Origin of the sequence: Mesorhizobium sp. B2-2-3 (genome assembly GCF_006442405.1) — a bacterium.
In the GTDB taxonomy this organism is placed as follows: Bacteria; Pseudomonadota; Alphaproteobacteria; order Rhizobiales; family Rhizobiaceae; genus Mesorhizobium.
Genome location: NZ_VFWC01000008.1, coordinates 15,269 through 27,319 on the forward strand (window position 1 = coordinate 15,269; position 12,051 = coordinate 27,319).

General features: G+C 63.8%; 13 protein-coding genes. 11 read left to right on the top strand and 2 right to left on the bottom strand.

Features of this window, described 5'->3' with window-relative positions:
• Positions 1 to 17: 17 nt before the first annotated feature.
• Positions 18 to 1,007 carry a sugar-binding protein gene (locus tag FJ951_RS15880; protein WP_140515841.1) on the bottom strand — a complete coding sequence of 330 codons (990 nt, stop codon included), beginning with the start codon at positions 1,005 to 1,007 and terminating at the stop codon, positions 18 to 20.
• Between the two features lie 455 nt (positions 1,008 to 1,462).
• Here FJ951_RS15880 and FJ951_RS15885 point away from each other — a divergent pair, with 455 nt between their 5' ends.
• The 11 genes from FJ951_RS15885 (at position 1,463) to FJ951_RS15935 (ending at position 11,511) form a co-directional block, all read left to right on the top strand.
• The gene (locus FJ951_RS15885; protein WP_140500157.1) at positions 1,463 to 2,206 is read left to right on the top strand and encodes an ATP-binding cassette domain-containing protein; all 744 of its coding nucleotides are present in this window, start codon (positions 1,463 to 1,465) and stop codon (positions 2,204 to 2,206) included.
• 61 nt (positions 2,207 to 2,267) lie between these two features.
• Positions 2,268 to 3,266 (top strand): ABC transporter permease, encoded by a 999-nt coding sequence (locus tag FJ951_RS15890; RefSeq protein WP_140515843.1) that lies wholly within the window; start codon positions 2,268 to 2,270, stop codon positions 3,264 to 3,266.
• A 177-nt stretch (positions 3,267 to 3,443) separates the two neighbouring features.
• Positions 3,444 to 4,271, top strand: a complete 828-nt coding sequence (locus tag FJ951_RS15895) for an AraC family transcriptional regulator (RefSeq protein WP_140515845.1) — start codon at positions 3,444 to 3,446, stop codon at positions 4,269 to 4,271.
• A gap of 117 nt (positions 4,272 to 4,388) precedes the next feature.
• Complete coding sequence (locus FJ951_RS15900; protein ID WP_140515847.1) at positions 4,389 to 4,832, top strand: SRPBCC family protein; 444 nt, start codon at positions 4,389 to 4,391, stop codon at positions 4,830 to 4,832.
• Between the two features lie 10 nt (positions 4,833 to 4,842).
• Positions 4,843 to 5,637 carry an FAD binding domain-containing protein gene (locus FJ951_RS15905; protein WP_140515849.1) on the top strand — a complete coding sequence of 265 codons (795 nt, stop codon included), beginning with the start codon at positions 4,843 to 4,845 and terminating at the stop codon, positions 5,635 to 5,637.
• 52 nt (positions 5,638 to 5,689) lie between these two features.
• Complete coding sequence (locus FJ951_RS15910; RefSeq protein WP_140499861.1) at positions 5,690 to 6,172, top strand: (2Fe-2S)-binding protein; 483 nt, start codon at positions 5,690 to 5,692, stop codon at positions 6,170 to 6,172.
• Positions 6,173 to 6,182: 10 nt separating this feature from the next.
• A complete protein-coding gene (locus FJ951_RS29005; protein ID WP_140499863.1) occupies positions 6,183 to 7,550 on the top strand; it encodes a xanthine dehydrogenase family protein molybdopterin-binding subunit in 1,368 nt (455 codons plus the stop codon).
• Position 7,551: 1 nt separating this feature from the next.
• Positions 7,552 to 8,556: a molybdopterin cofactor-binding domain-containing protein gene (locus tag FJ951_RS29010; protein ID WP_140515851.1), complete on the top strand. Its 1,005-nt coding sequence runs from the start codon at positions 7,552 to 7,554 to the stop codon at positions 8,554 to 8,556.
• 8 nt (positions 8,557 to 8,564) lie between these two features.
• Positions 8,565 to 9,446 carry a MoxR family ATPase gene (locus tag FJ951_RS15925; protein ID WP_140515853.1) on the top strand — a complete coding sequence of 294 codons (882 nt, stop codon included), beginning with the start codon at positions 8,565 to 8,567 and terminating at the stop codon, positions 9,444 to 9,446.
• Between the two features lie 101 nt (positions 9,447 to 9,547).
• Positions 9,548 to 10,624 (top strand): VWA domain-containing protein, encoded by a 1,077-nt coding sequence (locus FJ951_RS15930; protein ID WP_181167242.1) that lies wholly within the window; start codon positions 9,548 to 9,550, stop codon positions 10,622 to 10,624.
• Positions 10,624 to 11,511 carry an amidohydrolase gene (locus FJ951_RS15935; RefSeq protein ID WP_181167212.1) on the top strand — a complete coding sequence of 296 codons (888 nt, stop codon included), beginning with the start codon at positions 10,624 to 10,626 and terminating at the stop codon, positions 11,509 to 11,511. Before FJ951_RS15930 ends, FJ951_RS15935 begins: the two co-directional genes overlap by 1 nt.
• A gap of 11 nt (positions 11,512 to 11,522) precedes the next feature.
• On the opposite strand, the gene FJ951_RS15940 is transcribed toward FJ951_RS15935, so the two are convergent.
• Positions 11,523 to 11,930 carry a carboxymuconolactone decarboxylase family protein gene (locus FJ951_RS15940; protein WP_140499869.1) on the bottom strand — a complete coding sequence of 136 codons (408 nt, stop codon included), beginning with the start codon at positions 11,928 to 11,930 and terminating at the stop codon, positions 11,523 to 11,525.
• Between the last annotated feature and the right edge of the window lie 121 nt (positions 11,931 to 12,051).

Below are 12,051 nucleotides of genomic sequence, written 5' to 3' on the forward strand. Positions count from 1 at the left end.
CGCCCCGATCGAGACGCCTACTTCTGGATGCAGGTGTCGACCGTATCCTTGGTGCATTCGTCGAGGCCGGTGAACACCGGATCGTCGACCTTCTTGCCTTCGACCAGGTCGATCATCACGGACGGCGCCTTGTAGCCCATCTCGAACGGCCGCTGGCCGACCAGCGCGGTGACAAGGCCATCCCGCGCGATCGCCACCTCGTCGCCGATCGTGTCGGCGGCGCCGATGACGAAGTCGTTGCTGGCCAGCTTGTCCTTCAGCGGTCCAACCAGATCGCGATAGGGCTGCGGCGCGCCGAACAGCGGCCAGCCGCCCATGATGCCGAACGCATCGAGCTTGGGGTTGGCGGCAAGGATGTCGGTCATCGCCTGCACGCCCTTGGCGCCGTCGTCATTGGTGAACACCGGACAGCCCGCCACTTCCGTCCAGCCGCCTTCGCCGGCAAGGGCTGCAAGTCCTTCCTTGCCCGACAGCGCGTCACGCATGCCTTGCGCGCGGCGAAGGATGTTGTCGGCCGCCGGATTGCCCTCGATGGTGCAGATCGTGCCGCCCTTCGGCTTGGCCTTCTTTATGTATTCGCCGATCTTCTTGCCCATCAGATAGTTGTCGGTGCCGAGATAAGTCTTGCGAAGTGCTGCGTCTTCCTTGGCAAGATCGGCATCGACGGTCATGATCGGGATCGACGGGTTGGCGCTTTTGATCGTTTGCGCGATCAGCGGCGCGTTGGACGGCGAAATCGCCATCGCCACCGTGTCCGGCTTGCTCAGCATATCCTGCACGATCTGCGCCTCGCCGGCCTCGTCGGAAGTCGACGCCGGACCGGTGTAGAAGCACCCATATTCCGAGCTGGCGTTTTCCTTGTTCCATTTCTCGCAGCCCTGGTGGATCGCCTCGAAGAACGGATTGTCGAGACCTTTCACCACGATGACGAGCTGCTTCTTGGCCAAAGCCGGCCCGGCGCCCAACGCCATGGCGGCGACGGCGGCGAGCAAAACTGTTTTCCTCATGTCAGTCCTCCCTTGGAAACAGACGGACACGGCGTGCCCGCCACACAGATCGGCCGAATGCGAGATGACAGAAGCAAGCGCTCGTGCCGTCAGGCCAGGCCGATAAGTATTTTCAGATGCGACCAGCCCGGCAACGATGCCGGCACGGTCGATAATCCTCTACCGGTTGCGCCGCCAAACAACGTCGTCAAAGCCGGCATATCTTCCTCCGACGCTCAACTAATAACGGCTTGCCGCCAACGTCAATTGCTATTTGTCCTACAAAACGGATTTTTCCCGAAAGGCGGGATCTCATTCGTCCGACAATTGCCCAAATCTTATTCGTCAGACAATTGACGCCCATGCAGGCATTTGCGTAAATGACCGCGTCGCTGCTTCCGGGAGGAGCTGGGGTAGCGAACCGAAGCCGTCGCCCCTTCCGGGACAGACGGCCAGACATGGGAGGCAAAAGGCTGGTGGCGGTTCTCGAACTCACCAACATCTCGAAGCATTTCGGCGCCATCCAGGCGGTGAACGACGTGTCGCTGTCGATCGAGCCCGGCCAGGTCGTCGGCCTGATGGGCGACAACGGCGCCGGCAAGTCGACGCTGGTCAAGATGATCGCCGGCAATTTCCGCCCGAGCCACGGCACCATGCAGATGGACGGCAAGGATCTGATCCTGCACAAGCCGGTCGAGGCCCGCCAGCACGGCATCGAGATCGTCCACCAGGATCTGGCGCTGTGCAATAATTTGACGGCGGCGGCCAATGTCTATCTCGGCCGCGAACTGCGCCGCGGCGTCGGGCCCTTCCGTATCCTCGACTATGCCGCCATGTACAAGCGCGCCGGCCAGATATTCGCCGAGCTCAAATCCGAGACGCGTCCGCGCGACCTCGTCAAGCAGATGTCCGGCGGTCAGCGCCAGGCGGTGGCGATCGCCCGCACCATGCTGTCACAGGCCAAGATCGTGCTGATGGACGAGCCTACAGCGGCGATTTCGGTCCGCCAGGTGGCGGAGGTCCTCAACCTGATTCGCCATTTGCGCGACCAGGGCATCGCCGTGGTGCTGATCAGCCACCGCATGCCCGACGTTTTCGACGTCGCCGATCGCGTCATCGTCATGCGGCGCGGCAGGAAAGTCGCCGACAAGGCGATCGCCTCGAGTTCGCCCGAGGAAGTGACAGGGCTGATCACCGGCGCCATCGAGCAGGTGGTGTGAGAGCGGCAAAACCGGATTTCATTGCGCTGGCGCGTTTCGCTGCCAGCAGGAAAGGTCGATAATGGCAGTCACCCTTGATCAGACGATCACGCAGAAACAGCACAGTTTTCTGTCGCGGCTGCTCTCCAGCCAGACGTTCTGGGTGGTGATCGCCGTCATCCTCGCCTGTATCTTCCTGTCCTTTGCCACGGATGCCTTCGCCACCCCGAAGAACCTCTTCAACATCACCCGCAACGTCACCTTCGTCGCCATTGTCGCGCTGGGCATGACCTTCGTCATCATCACCGGCGGCATCGACCTCTCGGTCGGTTCGGTGCTGTGCCTGTGCTCGATGGTGCTGGCCGTTACCATGCATGCCGGGTTTTCGATCGAAGTCGGCATCCTGGCCTCGATCGCCACGGCACTCGTCATCGGCGGCTTCAACGGCATTCTGATCGCCTATCTCGGCTTCCCGCCCTTCGTGGTGACGCTCGGCATGCTGTCGATCGCCCGCAGCCTCGCCATGGTCGCCTCCAACAACACCGTCGTCTTCCAGTTCGGGCCCGATCACGACAAGCTGCTGGCGCTGGGCGGCGGCGCCTGGCTGTTCGGGATCGCCAATCCGGTGCTCTACATGATCCTTTTGACGCTGATCACCGGCTTCGTCCTGCGCTGGACCAAGTTCGGCCGGCACATCTTCGCCATTGGCGGCAACGAGCATGCGGCGACGCTGACCGGCGTTCCGGTGCGCCAGATCAAGGTCGCCGTCTACATGATCTCGGCGTTGTCGGCGGGAATAGCCGGCATCATCCAGACCGGCTGGCTGGGCGCCGTCACCACCAATCTCGGCAACGGCATGGAGCTGCAGGTCATCGCCGCCACCGTCATCGGCGGCGCCAATCTCGCCGGCGGCGTCGGCACCGCCTTTGGCGCCATCGTGGGTGCCGCCCTCATCGAGGTGATCCGCAACAGCCTCGGCCTGCTCGGTATTAACGCCTTCTGGCAGGGCACCTTCATCGGCGGCGCCATCCTGCTGGCGGTGCTGTTCGACCGCATCCGCAACTTCAGGCGAAGCGACTAAAAGCCTGTCTTCGCCGAAGCGGCGTTCATTTCGGTCCTATCGCTCAGTCTGAAAATCGGCTGAAGCGGCCTGCCGCGAATACCGGGCGTGCGGCTATGCCTTGACGGACACGGAAAACCGGCCGCACAATCCCCAAGCAGGCGAAGGGAGGCCAGTCGCCTGCGGGAGGATATACCCATGACGGAAGCGATCAGGCTCTACTGGGGCCGGTTCGGACATGTTTCTGTCCTGAATGTCGCGAGCGACTTCGTCACCCATGCCCATGTCGAGGCACATCTCATCATCTGGCTGGAAGGCACCGCCGGCGAGATGACCATCGGCCGTGAGACGGTCCTGCTTGGACCTGGCACGGCTGCCGGCATCAACTCGCTGCAGCCGCATAGCCATGTGCTGTCGCACGACGGCACCCCAGGCCTGTTCCTCGCCTTCTACATCGACGCGGATTGGGCACGGCGGCGCCGTGACCTGCCATCGTCCGCGCCGCTTTTCGCGCAGGCGGCAATCACGCTCGAACCCTGGCTGCACCAGGCCGCTGCCGGCCTGCTCGATCATCTGACCGACAATGAGAGCATTGACGATGTCGCCAATTACGAGATCGAGCGCTTCATCGATTCGGTGCTGGATGCCGCCGACGCTTCAGCTCCGCAGGAGCCGCGCGGCCGCGTGAACACCATGCAGGATTTCCGCGTCCGCAAGGCGATCCAGCTGATGAAAGCCAATGTCTGCGAGCGTATCTCCTTCGATGACGTGGCGCGCAGCGTCGGCCTGTCGCGGCCGCATTTCTTCGCCCTGTTCAAGGAACAGACCAGTTTGACGCCCAACGTCTACTGGAACACGCTGCGCATGGAGGAAGCGGTGCGCCAGCTCCAGTGGTCGCATGAGCCGCTGATATCGGTCGCCTGCAATCTCGGCTTCACCACCCAGGGCAATTTCTCGCGTTTCTTCCGCGACCATGTCGGCGTGCCGCCGACGCTCTATCGCGAAGCGGCGCGAGCAGTGTCCTGACGGGCCGGAAAGCGGCTATTTTCAGACTGATTGATACGTGCCCAAGACGCATTGATAAGCACCGCGACCACGATCGGCCTACCGTCCCAAGCAGAACGTTTGCAGGGGAAAGAGCATATGGCTGATGTCACCATCTCCACCGTCATCGACGCGCCGGTCGAAAAGGTCTGGGCGCGCATCCGCGACTTCAACGGACTGCCGAATTGGCATCCGCGCATGGTCGAAAGCCATATCGAGGACGGCAAGGACGCCACCACGATCGGCTGCGTGCGCAACTTCCAGCTGGCCAGCGGCGCGCGGCTGCGCGAAAAGCTGCTCGATTTCTCCGATGAGAATTTCCTCGTCAGCTATTCGATCCTGGAAACGCCGCAGCCGCTCACCAACCACAGGGCTACGCTGCAATTGCGGCGCGTCACCGACGGCGACCGCACCTATGCCGAATGGACCGCCAGCTTCGACGCAGCACCCGAAGAAGCCGACAAGCTGGCCGAGGGCATGGGCGCCAATGTCTTCCAGGGCGGCTTCAACGCCCTGAAGAGCCATTTCGCCGGCCAGGGTTGAGGAGCGGGCCATGGCGCTGGCATTGCAGAGTTTTGTAACGGTGAAAGACGCCAGCGCGGCGCTGAAAGCCGCCGGCACGCGCTATCTCGGCGGTGGCACGCTCGTCTTGCGCGCCGCCAATGAGGGCGACGTTTCGGTCTCCGGCCTTGTCAGGTCGACCGACCCGGCCTTGTCGGTCATCACGGTCTCCGGCGGCACGATCCGCATCGGCGCTTCGGTGACCATGGCGGCGATCGCCCGCCATCCCGAGCTCGGCCAGCTTGCCAAGGCCGCGCGTGCCGTTGGCGGTCCGGCGATCCGCAACATGGCGACCGTCGGCGGCAATCTGTTTGCGCCAAGCCCCTATGGCGATTTCGCAGTCGCCCTGCTGGCGCTGGACGCCATGGTGAGCACCAATGACGGCGAAATGCCGATGGAAGCGTTTCTGGCCAAGCGGGGCGGGAGCCGCGCGATCGTCACCTCGGTCAGCTTCACGCGGCCGGCGCAGGGAAGCTTTCGATTCGTGAAGGTCTCGCGGGTAAAGCCCAAGGGCGTCTCGGTGCTCAGTATCGCCGCTATCCTGGAACAAGCCGGCGACGGCACGATATCCTCGGCGCGCATCGCGCTCGGTTGTATGGCCGACCGGCCGATGCGAGCCAAGACAGCCGAAAAAGCGCTGCTCGGCAGGACACTGGACGCGGACGGCATCGCTTCGGCACTGGCCGCCGCGGGCGACGGCACCGCACCAATCACCGACCCGATCGCCAGCGCCTGGTATCGCGCGCAAGTGCTGCCGGTTCATCTCGGTCGGCTGCTGCTCAGCTAGTCACATTCGGTGCGCGCGCTTGCCCTGCGGGGCAGGCGCGCAAGGAGGAAGAATGGCAAAGGTTCCCGTCCAGTTCACGCTCAACGGTTCTGAGAAGGCCGAATTCGTCGAAAGCGGCACCACGCTGCTCAACGCCTTGCGCGACAAGATCGGCGACACTTCGCCGAAGGGCGGCTGCCATCAAGGCACCTGTGGCGCCTGCTCGGTGATCGTCGACGGTGAGCTCCGGCTGTCCTGTCTGACGCTCGCCGAAACCTGCAACGGCGCTGCCATCACCACCACATCGGGTCTTGCCGAAGGCGGCGTCCTGCATCCGCTGCAGCGCGCCTTTCTCGACGCCTTCGCCACCCAATGCGGCTTCTGCACGCCGGGCATGCTCATGGCGGCCAAGGTGTTGCTCGACCACACGCCCGATCCCAGCCGCGACGATGTCGTCGAAGCGCTGTCGGGCAACATATGCCGCTGTACAGGCTACGAGCCTATCATCCAGGCGGTGCTCACCGCCGCTCGCGCCAACTCGCAGAACGCGGCCTGAGGGAAGCAAGATGGAACTGCGCAAAAGCTATTTTTCGGACGTCCGCAAGGATGACCTCAACGAGATCGGCCAGCCGAGGCCCCGCTCGGATTCGCCCGGCCATGTCACCGGCAAAACCGCCTATTTCGCCGACCGCAACTTTCCCGGCATGCTGCATCTGAAGATGGTGCGCAGCCCGCACCATCATGCCCGCATCCGATCGATCGATACGTCCGAAGCGGAAAAACATCCGGGCGTGGTGAAAATTCTCACCGCCAGGGACGTCCCGCACAATGTCTACACCATCCTGATCCTGATCCAGATCGGGCCGGAGGACGAGGCGGTTCTGGCCGACGGCAAGGTGCGCTGGAAGGGCGAGGCCGTGGTGGCGGTGCTGGCCGAGACGGAGCGCGCCGCCCAGGAAGCCGCGGCCAAGGTCAAGGTCGACTACGAGGTGCTGCCGGCCGTCTTCGACATGGAGGAAGCGCTGAAGCCCGGCGCGCCCCTCGTCAACGAGTATCACGGCCAGAACTACTATCTCTATGACAGCGGCGAGTGCCGCAAGGTGCGCTTCGGCGATGTCGAGGCGGGGTTTGCCGAGGCCGACTACGTCCTCGAACAAAGCTACCAGTCCTCGCCGATAGAGCATGCGCCGACCGAGACCACCGGCTGTATCGTGGCACCGGAGGGCAATGACCGCTTCACCTGCTATACCAACACGCAGGCGATGTTCTTCACCCTCGACAACACGTCGATCATTTTGCAGATGCCGGGCAGCAAGCTGCATTTCGTCGGCGGCACGGTCGGCGGCGGCTTTGGCGGCAAGGTCGATGTCATCGTCGAACCGATCGCGATCCTCGGCGCCAAGCTAACAGGGCGACCGGTCTGTTTTACCTACAGCCGCGAGGAGGAGATGCAGATCTCGTCACCTCGCGCGGCCGAAAAGGTCGTCATCAAGGACGGCGTGATGAAGGACGGCCGCATCGTCGCGCGCAAAGTCACCGGCTACACCGACGCCGGCGCCTACTCCCGCCATTCGCCCTATGGCGCCCAGAAGGGCGCGGGGCACTATCCCGGCCCCTACACCATCCCCAATGTCTGGATCGACACGTACTGCGTCTACACCAACCGCACCCCCTCCTCCGCCATGCGCGGCTTCGGCGTCACCATCGGTGACTTCGCGCTGGAGGTGCAGATGGACAAGCTGGCGCGGCTGATCGGCATGGATCCGCTCGAATTCCGCTTCATCAACGCCTATCGCGACGGCGATATGAAGGCGCATCGCCAGCCGACCGAAGGGGCGGCCCTCATAGAGTGCATGCAGGAGGCTTCGCGCGCCGCCAACTGGCCCGTGGCCGAGAAGTACATGGCGATGTCCTCCTACGCGAAGGGAGCTTGAGATGGCGATCAGGCGCGGACGCGGCGTTGCCGCGATCAATTATCCCACGGGCATGAACCTTGGCGGCGATCCCACCCAGGCGCTGGTGCATTCGACCCCAACCGGCAATTTCATGGTGACCCTATCATCGGTCGATCTCGGCCAGGGCATGAAGCAGATCATGGCGCAGATCTGCGCCGAGACAATTGGCGTGCCGACCGACCGCGTCGTCGTCGACACCGCCGATACCGACACCGGCCCGCACTGCATGGGCACTTTCGCCTCGCGCGGCACGCACCGCGCCGGCAACGCCGTCATCCAGGCGGCGAGGGAAGCCCGCCAGGTGATGCTGGAAGTGGCCGCGGAGGAGTTGGAGGTCAACGCCTCCGACCTCGAGACCGACGGTCAGGGCAACATATTGGTGAAGGGCGCGCCGCAGAAATCGATCTCGATCTTCGACGTCGCTCTGTCGGCGCATTTCAAGCGCGGCCGCTCGATCTCGGGACGCGGCATGTTCCTCATCCCGCGCTCCTATCCGGAGAAGGAGACCGGCGCGATGAAGCCGTCGACCTGTTACGCGCATGCCTGCACGGTGGCCGAGGTCGAGGTCGATGACGAGACCGGCGAGGTGACGGTGCTGACGGTGAAGAACGTCTTCGAGATCGGCCGTGCGCTGAATCCCAAGATGGTCGAGCAGCAGCTGGTCGGCGGCTCCTGGATGGGCATCAGCCATGCGCTCTACGAAACGACCGAGCCCTATTATCCTAACCGTGACCACGGCGGCACCGACTTCAACCAGTATCTGATGCCAGGTCCCGGCGACCTGGCCGAAACCGAGATTATCGTGCTGGAGCGGCCCTCGGCAGATGGTCCTTACGGCGCCAAGGGGCCCGGCGAAATGTGCGCCAATCCACAGATTCCGGCGGTCACCAATGCCGTTTTCGACGCTGTCGGCGTGCGCATCGACACGCTACCGATCACGCCGGAACGCATTTTGCGTGCGCTCAAGGCGCAAGCGACGACCTGAGGACCGACATGCCCGAGGTAAACGCCGAAACGGTCGCGACTTCGCCAGAAGCGGTCGCCGAGCGCCTCGCTGCCTCGCATTATCTGGCTGATGAAAGCCTGGCGACGGCCATCTTCCTGGCGATCCGGCTGGGCAAGCCGCTGCTGCTCGAAGGCGCTCCGGGCGTCGGCAAGACGGAAGCGGCCAAGGCAATCGCCGGGCTGCTCGGCCGCGATCTGGTGCGGTTGCAATGCTATGAAGGCATAGACGCCGCGCATGCGCTCTATGAGTGGAATTACCAGCGCCAGCTGCTCGCCATCCGCCATGCCGGCGAGCAAGAAGTCGATATCTACGACGACCGCTTTCTGATCGCCCGCCCGCTGCTGCAGGTCCTGAAGGCGCCGGAGCAGCGCATCCTGCTGGTCGACGAGATCGACCGTTCCGACCACGAATTCGAGGCGCTGCTGTTGGAGTTTCTTTCCGACTTCCAGATCAGCATTCCCGAGCGCGGCACCATCCGCGCCACCGCACAGCCGATCGTCATCCTGACCTCCAACCGCACCCGCGAACTCGCCGAAGCGCTCCGGCGGCGTTGCGTCTATCACTGGATTGGCTATCCCGATGCCGAGCGTGAGGCGGCCATCATCATGCTGCGCGCCGGCGATGTCGCAGAGGCAACGGCACGCGCCGTGGCCACAGCCGTGCAGACCATCCGCGCGCGTCCACTCGCCAAACCGCCCGGCATCGCCGAGGCGGTCGAATGGGCCAATGCCGCGACCATTCTCGAAAAAGGCGGCAGTCCATGGCCGGAAGCCTTCCGCCGCGCCATCGGCGTGCTGATCAAGGACGAGGAGGATCTGTCCTACATCGCGCCCGAGCTCGGCCGGATCGTCGACGAGGTGCTGGCGTGAGCCGCGACGTCATTCAGCAACGCGGGCGGGACAGCGCCCCCCTCTGTCCTGCCGGACATCTCCCCCGCGCCGCAACGCCCTTGCTCAGCTTCGCTCGCCTGCTGCGCCGCTACGGCTTCGCTATTGCCCCGGAACAAGTCTCCCGTTTCATGCAGGCCGTGACCCTGCTGGGGCCGCGCTCGATGGCGGACATCCGTGAGGCGGCCCTGGCCACACTAGCGCCGCCGCCTGACCGCCGCGACGAATTCGAAGCGCATTTCCAGAGCCATTTCTATGGCAACGCGTCAGCTGTGATCGAAGGCGATGCAGACGAGGAAACGCGCATCAAGGATGATGGCGGTGCCGACGACGAACGGATCGAGGCCGAGCAGAAACAGGAAGGCGGCGAGTTGTCTTCTGCCCTGGAGCAGTTGAGCTCGCGCGACTTCCAGCGCGACGACGACAGTCTGACCGCGTTTCGCCGAAAGCTGTCATCGGCCCTGCCCGCCCGATGTTCCTTCCGCACCGTGCGTACCCATTCGCGCGGCAAGCTCGACCTGCGCCGCTCGCTCAGGGAAATCGTCGGCGCAGATGGCGATGTCCCCTCGCCGCTGCTGCGCCGCCGCCAGACCGTGCCGCGCAAACTGCTGCTCTTGATCGATGTCTCCGGCTCGATGAAGCTGCACACCGCCGACTATCTCAAGCTGGCGCATGCCGCCGTCCAGGGCGCGGACCGCGCCGAGATCTTTACCTTCGGCACGCGGCTCACCCGCATCACCTCGGCATTGCGCATCCGCGACCGCGATCAGGCGCTGGCGCGCGCGGCGGCCCAGGTCGACGATTGGGATGGCGGCACCCGCATGGGACCGACCCTGCTGGCATTCCTCTCGGTGCCGCGCTTTTCGTCGTTCACGCGCGGCGCCGCGGTCGTCATTCTCTCCGACGCGCTGGAGCGCGGCGACCATGCCGAACTGGAGATTGCCATGCGCAGGCTTAGCGCCCGCGCCTTCCGGCTGTCGCTGGCGACCCCGCTGGCCGGCGATCCGCGCTTCCAGCCGGCGACAGCGGCGCTGCGCGCCATCCTGCCCGACCTCGACGATCTGGTCGACGGCTCGTCGCTGGCCGGCCTCACCGATTTCATCCTGTCGCTCGCACGCCCCGCCCCGGCGGCCGCGACCATCTGGAAAAGGGTATCGTGATGCAGAAAGCCATCGACGCGCATTTCCACATCTGGCGCCAGAAGGACCAACCATGGCTGGTCGGCCCGATGGTGCCGCGCATCTTCGGCCCTTACGAACCGATCCGCCGCGACTATCCGATCGATGAATTTTTGGCCGACCAAAAAGGTTCGGGCGTCGAAAAAGCCGTTTATGTCCAGACCAACTGGGCCAAGGAGGATTTCGAGAAGGAGGTCGCCTTCCTGCAGAAGACCGCTGACGAGACCGGCTGGCCGCACGCCATCGTCGGCTATGCCGACATGACGGTGGACGATGTCAGGCCGCAGATCGACCGGTTGATGAAATACAGGCTGCTGCGCGGCGTGCGCATGCAACTGCACTGGCACGAGACCCCGGCCTTCCGCTTCGCCGCCTCGGCCGACCAGGTGATCGACCCCAAGGTCCGCGCCAACGTCGCGCGGCTGAAGGATTACGGCCTGTCCTTCGACCTGCAGCTCTTCCCCGCCCAGATGAAGGACGGGCTGACGCTGGTCGGCGAAAACCCGGAGACGAATTTCATCCTGACCCACGCCGGCATGCTGACCGGCATGGAACCGGAAACCACCGAAGCCTGGAAGGCCGGCCTGCGCACACTGTCGGCGGCGCCCAATCTCTACGCCAAGCTGTCTGGCCTCGGCACCTTCGTTCACCGCAACGACCCGGCGCTGATCGCCTACATCATCGACAATGCGATCGATATTCTTGGCAGCGACCATCTGATGTTCGGCTCGAACTTCCCGATCGAGAAGCTCTGGACCGGCCACGCCGAACTGATCAAGGCGCACCGCGATGCGGTGGAGAAGCATGGCACGGCGGCGGAAGCCGACATTTTCTGGAACGCGGCGGAGAAGGTTTACAGGCCGGTGTAGCGCGTCTTTCCTCACTTCACCTCGAACTGTGGATCGACCGGGATCTGCATTGCCGTCACCAGATGGTTGGTCTGTCCCGCCAACCCGATGATCGACACCAGTTCGCCATGCTGTGCATCTGTCATGCCCTTGGCGCGCGCCGCCGCGGTGTGCGAATGGACGCAATAGGAGCAGCCATTGGCGGTCGACACCGCGATGTAGATCATCTCCTTGGTCAACGGATCGATCGCACTGTCTGCAACCATCACCGCCTTGAGCTGTTCCCAGATACGCTTCAGCGCCGCAGGATCATTGGCCAGCCCGCGCCAGAAATTATTGACGAAATCGGATTTGCGCGTCGCGCGGATGTCGTCGAACACCGCCTTTAAGGCCGGGATTTTCTCCACCTCGGCATCGCTCAGGAGTCTGGTGGTGGCCATGGTGTTTCCTTTCGTTTTTCAATGCCGGACGTTTGAATCGGACGCTGAACAGCCGCCGCCAATCCATTCACTTCATTCGCCTATTCGCCTTTTGCGACGCAAACGGCACCGCGAGGGTATG

Bases quoted from the DNA above. Each gene is read 5' to 3' on its own strand.
- FJ951_RS15880 (WP_140515841.1), bottom strand. From the start codon at position 1,007: ATGAGGAAAACAGTTTTGCTCGCCGCCGTCGCCGCCATGGCGTTGGGC.
- FJ951_RS15890 (WP_140515843.1), top strand. From the start codon at position 2,268: ATGGCAGTCACCCTTGATCAGACGATCACGCAGAAACAGCACAGTTTT.
- FJ951_RS15895 (WP_140515845.1), top strand. From the start codon at position 3,444: ATGACGGAAGCGATCAGGCTCTACTGGGGCCGGTTCGGACATGTTTCT.
- FJ951_RS15900 (WP_140515847.1), top strand. From the start codon at position 4,389: ATGGCTGATGTCACCATCTCCACCGTCATCGACGCGCCGGTCGAAAAG.
- FJ951_RS15905 (WP_140515849.1), top strand. From the start codon at position 4,843: ATGGCGCTGGCATTGCAGAGTTTTGTAACGGTGAAAGACGCCAGCGCG.
- FJ951_RS15910 (WP_140499861.1), top strand. From the start codon at position 5,690: ATGGCAAAGGTTCCCGTCCAGTTCACGCTCAACGGTTCTGAGAAGGCC.
- FJ951_RS29005 (WP_140499863.1), top strand. From the start codon at position 6,183: ATGGAACTGCGCAAAAGCTATTTTTCGGACGTCCGCAAGGATGACCTC.
- FJ951_RS29010 (WP_140515851.1), top strand. From the start codon at position 7,552: ATGGCGATCAGGCGCGGACGCGGCGTTGCCGCGATCAATTATCCCACG.
- FJ951_RS15925 (WP_140515853.1), top strand. From the start codon at position 8,565: ATGCCCGAGGTAAACGCCGAAACGGTCGCGACTTCGCCAGAAGCGGTC.
- FJ951_RS15935 (WP_181167212.1), top strand. From the start codon at position 10,624: ATGCAGAAAGCCATCGACGCGCATTTCCACATCTGGCGCCAGAAGGAC.
- FJ951_RS15940 (WP_140499869.1), bottom strand. From the start codon at position 11,930: ATGGCCACCACCAGACTCCTGAGCGATGCCGAGGTGGAGAAAATCCCG.